The sequence below is a fragment of the Rhodococcus sp. 14-2470-1b genome, from assembly GCF_002259415.1.
GTDB lineage: Bacteria > Actinomycetota > Actinomycetes > Mycobacteriales > Mycobacteriaceae > Rhodococcoides.
Map to the genome: position 1 here is coordinate 1 of NZ_NPFY01000054.1, position 5296 is coordinate 5296.

The 5296-nt window shown below is 55.9% G+C and carries 3 rRNA genes; all 3 read left to right on the plus strand.

Annotated features, from left to right (window positions below):
* The first annotated feature begins 5 nt into the window (after positions 1-5).
* The 3 genes from CH293_RS27625 to rrf all read left to right on the plus strand — a co-directional run bounded on the left by CH293_RS27625 (position 6) and on the right by rrf (position 5293).
* Positions 6-1523 (plus strand): 16S ribosomal RNA (locus CH293_RS27625).
* Between the two features lie 346 nt (positions 1524-1869).
* Positions 1870-5032 (plus strand): 23S ribosomal RNA (locus CH293_RS27630).
* Between the two features lie 144 nt (positions 5033-5176).
* A 5S ribosomal RNA gene (gene rrf, locus CH293_RS27635) occupies positions 5177-5293 on the plus strand.
* The 16S, 23S and 5S rRNA genes sit together here, the layout of an rRNA operon.
* Positions 5294-5296: the final 3 nt, after the last annotated feature.

Here is a 5296-nt window from a genome sequence, read left to right on the forward strand (position 1 = left end):
AGTCTTTTACGGAGAGTTTGATCCTGGCTCAGGACGAACGCTGGCGGCGTGCTTAACACATGCAAGTCGAGCGGTAAGGCCTTTCGGGGTACACGAGCGGCGAACGGGTGAGTAACACGTGGGTGATCTGCCCTGCACTCTGGGATAAGCCTGGGAAACTGGGTCTAATACTGGATATGACCTCAGCATGCATGTGCTGGGGTGGAAAGCTTTTGTGGTGCAGGATGGGCCCGCGGCCTATCAGCTTGTTGGTGGGGTAATGGCCTACCAAGGCGACGACGGGTAGCCGACCTGAGAGGGTGACCGGCCACACTGGGACTGAGACACGGCCCAGACTCCTACGGGAGGCAGCAGTGGGGAATATTGCACAATGGGCGGAAGCCTGATGCAGCGACGCCGCGTGAGGGATGAAGGCCTTCGGGTTGTAAACCTCTTTCAGCAGGGACGAAGCGTGAGTGACGGTACCTGCAGAAGAAGCACCGGCTAACTACGTGCCAGCAGCCGCGGTAATACGTAGGGTGCGAGCGTTGTCCGGAATTACTGGGCGTAAAGAGTTCGTAGGCGGTTTGTCGCGTCGTTTGTGAAAACCCGGGGCTCAACTTCGGGCTTGCAGGCGATACGGGCAGACTTGAGTGTTTCAGGGGAGACTGGAATTCCTGGTGTAGCGGTGAAATGCGCAGATATCAGGAGGAACACCGGTGGCGAAGGCGGGTCTCTGGGAAACAACTGACGCTGAGGAACGAAAGCGTGGGTAGCAAACAGGATTAGATACCCTGGTAGTCCACGCCGTAAACGGTGGGCGCTAGGTGTGGGTTCCTTCCACGGGATCTGTGCCGTAGCTAACGCATTAAGCGCCCCGCCTGGGGAGTACGGCCGCAAGGCTAAAACTCAAAGGAATTGACGGGGGCCCGCACAAGCGGCGGAGCATGTGGATTAATTCGATGCAACGCGAAGAACCTTACCTGGGTTTGACATACACCGGAAAGCTGCAGAGATGTGGCCCCCCTTGTGGTCGGTGTACAGGTGGTGCATGGCTGTCGTCAGCTCGTGTCGTGAGATGTTGGGTTAAGTCCCGCAACGAGCGCAACCCTTGTCTTATGTTGCCAGCGCGTTATGGCGGGGACTCGTAAGAGACTGCCGGGGTCAACTCGGAGGAAGGTGGGGACGACGTCAAGTCATCATGCCCCTTATGTCCAGGGCTTCACACATGCTACAATGGCCAGTACAGAGGGCTGCGAGACCGTGAGGTGGAGCGAATCCCTTAAAGCTGGTCTCAGTTCGGATCGGGGTCTGCAACTCGACCCCGTGAAGTCGGAGTCGCTAGTAATCGCAGATCAGCAACGCTGCGGTGAATACGTTCCCGGGCCTTGTACACACCGCCCGTCACGTCATGAAAGTCGGTAACACCCGAAGCCGGTGGCCTAACCCCTTGTGGGAGGGAGCCGTCGAAGGTGGGATCGGCGATTGGGACGAAGTCGTAACAAGGTAGCCGTACCGGAAGGTGCGGCTGGATCACCTCCTTTCTAAGGAGCCTCTTCTCTACTCGGACCGTCACACAGGTGACGGGGGAGTGAGACAGAAACCGTGTAGTTCTCACATGTAGAACTGCGGTGCTCACGGGTGGAACACTGACAACCAACTTGTTCATCGTGTGGCCGGCCCTTGTGTCGACCATCGAACTGGTTATATCGATGCACTGTTGGGTCCTGAGAGAACACGTGAGTGTTTCTTTCTAGGCAAGACATATACAGGTGGGAGATCGTATCCCTATCGCGGAATGATGGTGACATTGTTCTGGTCTGATGGATGCATGATGGTTTTCTGCGTGTGTGTTGTTTGAGAATTGCACAGTGGACGCGAGCATCTTTGTTGTAAGTAATGAAGAGCGTACGGTGGATGCCTTGGCACCAGGAGCCGATGAAGGACGTAGGAGGCTGCGATAAGCCTCGGGGAGCTGTCAACCGAGCTGTGATCCGAGGGTGTCCGAATGGGGAAACCCAGCACGAGTGATGTCGTGTTACCTGCATCTGAATATATAGGGTGTGTGGAGGGAACGTGGGGAAGTGAAACATCTCAGTACCCACAGGAAGAGAAAACAATTGTGATTCCGTGAGTAGTGGCGAGCGAAAGCGGAGGAGGCCAAACTTTGTGCGTGTGATACCCGGCAGGGGTTGCGTATGGAGGGTTGTGGGGTTTGCATGTGATGGTTCTGCCGGACTGTCCGACAGTGAGAAATCATGGTGTTAGTCGAAGTGGTCTGGAACGGCCTGTCGTAGAGGGTGAGAGTCCCGTAGACGAAAACATTGTGACTGTCGAGTGTGGATGCCCAAGTAGCAGCGGGCCCGTGAAATCTGCTGTGAATCTGTCGGGACCACCCGATAAGCCTGAATACTCCCTGGTGACCGATAGCGGACTAGTACCGTGAGGGAAAGGTGAAAAGTACCCCGGGAGGGGAGTGAAATAGTACCTGAAACCGTGCGCTTACAATCCGTCAGAGCTGGTGCACCACTTGTGGTGGCTGGTGATGGCGTGCCTTTTGAAGAATGAGCCTGCGAGTTAGTGGCATGTCGCGAGGTTAACCCGTGTGGGGTAGCCGTAGCGAAAGCGAGTCCGAATAGGGCGTATCACCTTCGTGGTGTGTAGTGGCGTGTTCTAGACCCGAAGCGGAGTGATCTACCCATGGCCAGGTTGAAGCGACGGTAAGACGTCGTGGAGGACCGAACCCACTTAGGTTGAAAACTGAGGGGATGAGTTGTGGGTAGGGGTGAAAGGCCAATCAAACTCCGTGATAGCTGGTTCTCCCCGAAATGCATTTAGGTGCAGCGTCACGTGTTTCTCATCGGAGGTAGAGCTACTGGATGGTCTAGGGGGCTTACCGGCTTACCGAAATCAGCCAAACTCCGAATGCCGGTGAGTGAGAGCGTGGCAGTGAGACTGCGGGCGATAAGGTTCGTAGTCGAGAGGGAAACAGCCCAGATCGCCAGCTAAGGTCCCTAAGCGTGTACTAAGTGGAAAAGGATGTGGGGTCGCGAAGACAACCAGGAGGTTGGCTTAGAAGCAGCCACCCTTGAAAGAGTGCGTAATAGCTCACTGGTCAAGTGATCCTGCGCCGACAATGTAGCGGGGCTCAAGTACACCACCGAAGCTGCGGCACTCACACAATAGCCCGCCTTTCTCTTGCGAGGGATCGGCCAGGTGTGTGGGTGGGTAGGGGAGCGTCGTGCAGCCGTGGAAGCATCGGGGTGACCTAGGTGTGGAGGCTGTGCGAGTGAGAATGCAGGCATGAGTAGCGAAAGACGAGTGAGAAACTCGTCCGCCGAATGACCAAGGGTTCCTGGGCCAGGTTAATCCGCCCAGGGTGAGTCGGGACCTAAGACGAGGCCGACAGGCGTAGCCGATGGACAACGGGTTGATATTCCCGTACCCGTGTGAACGCGCCCCTGGTGAATCAGTGATACTAACCGCCCTGAATCCCGCTTACCGTGTGCCTTCGGGTACTCGGGGGTGGGTGGATGCGTGGGACCTGATCTGGTAGTAGCCAAGCGATGGGGTGACGCAGGAAGGTAGCTGAGCCAGTCAGTGGTAATACTGGTGTAAGCCTGTAGGGCGAGACATAGGCAAATCCGTGTCTCATTCAAGCCTGAGAGGTGATGCGTAGCCGATTGAGGCGAATTCAGTGATCCTATGCTGCCGAGAAAAGCCTCTAGCGAGCTTTCACACGGCCCGTACCCCAAACCGACACAGGTGGTCAGGTAGAGAATACTGAGGCGATCGAGATAACTATGGTTAAGGAACTCGGCAAAATGCCCCCGTAACTTCGGGAGAAGGGGGACCTCGTCCGGTGATCATCCTTGCGGTGTGAGCTGGGTGGGGTCGCAGAGACCAGTGAGAAGCGACTGTTTACTAAAAACACAGGTCCGTGCGAAGTCGTAAGACGATGTATACGGACTGACGCCTGCCCGGTGCTGGAAGGTTAAGAGGACCGGTCAACTGCACTTGTGTGGTGAAGCTGAGAATTTAAGCCCCAGTAAACGGCGGTGGTAACTATAACCATCCTAAGGTAGCGAAATTCCTTGTCGGGTAAGTTCCGACCTGCACGAATGGCGTAACGACTTCTCAGCTGTCTCAACCATAGACTCGGCGAAATTGCATTACGAGTAAAGATGCTCGTTACGCGCGGCAGGACGAAAAGACCCCGGGACCTTCACTATAGCTTGGTATTGGTGTTCGGTTCGGTTTGTGTAGGATAGGTGGGAGACTGTGAAGCGGTGACGCCAGTTACTGTGGAGTCGTTGTTGAAATACCACTCTGATCGTATTGGATACCTCAACCTCGGACCATGATCTGGTTCAGGGACAGTGCCTGGTGGGTAGTTTAACTGGGGCGGTTGCCTCCCAAAATGTAACGGAGGCGCCCAAAGGTTCCCTCAGCCTGGTTGGCAATCAGGTGTCGAGTGCAAGTGCACAAGGGAGCTTGACTGTGAGACTGACAGGTCGAGCAGGGACGAAAGTCGGGACTAGTGATCCGGCACCGGCATGTGGAAGCGGTGTCGCTCAACGGATAAAAGGTACCCCGGGGATAACAGGCTGATCTTCCCCAAGAGTCCATATCGACGGGATGGTTTGGCACCTCGATGTCGGCTCGTCGCATCCTGGGGCTGGAGTAGGTCCCAAGGGTTGGGCTGTTCGCCCATTAAAGCGGCACGCGAGCTGGGTTTAGAACGTCGTGAGACAGTTCGGTCTCTATCCGCCGCGCGCGTCAGAAACTTGAGGAAGGCTGTCCCTAGTACGAGAGGACCGGGACGGACGAACCTCTGGTGTGCCAGTTGTTCCACCAGGAGCACCGCTGGTTAGCTACGTTCGGAAGGGATAACCGCTGAAAGCATCTAAGCGGGAAGCCTGTTCCAAGATGAGGTTTCTCACCCCCTTTGTGGGGGTAAGGCCCCCGGCAGACCACCGGGTTGATAGGCCAGAACTGGAAGTGCAGTAATGCATGCAGGTGACTGGTACTAATAGGCCGAGGACTTACCACAAAGAAGCTACGCGTCCACTGTGCAATATCTGAAACAACACACGAAAGTTGTATTTTCAGGTACACAACTTCATGAGAACCAAGAACGAACACACACAGTGTGTGTCTCCGACTTCGGTTCGTTCGTGACACTGTTTCGCAGAGTTACGGCGGCCATAGCGGAGGGGAAACGCCCGGTCCCATTCCGAACCCGGAAGCTAAGCCCTCCAGCGCCGATGGTACTGCACCCGACAGGGTGTGGGAGAGTAGGACACCGCCGAACACA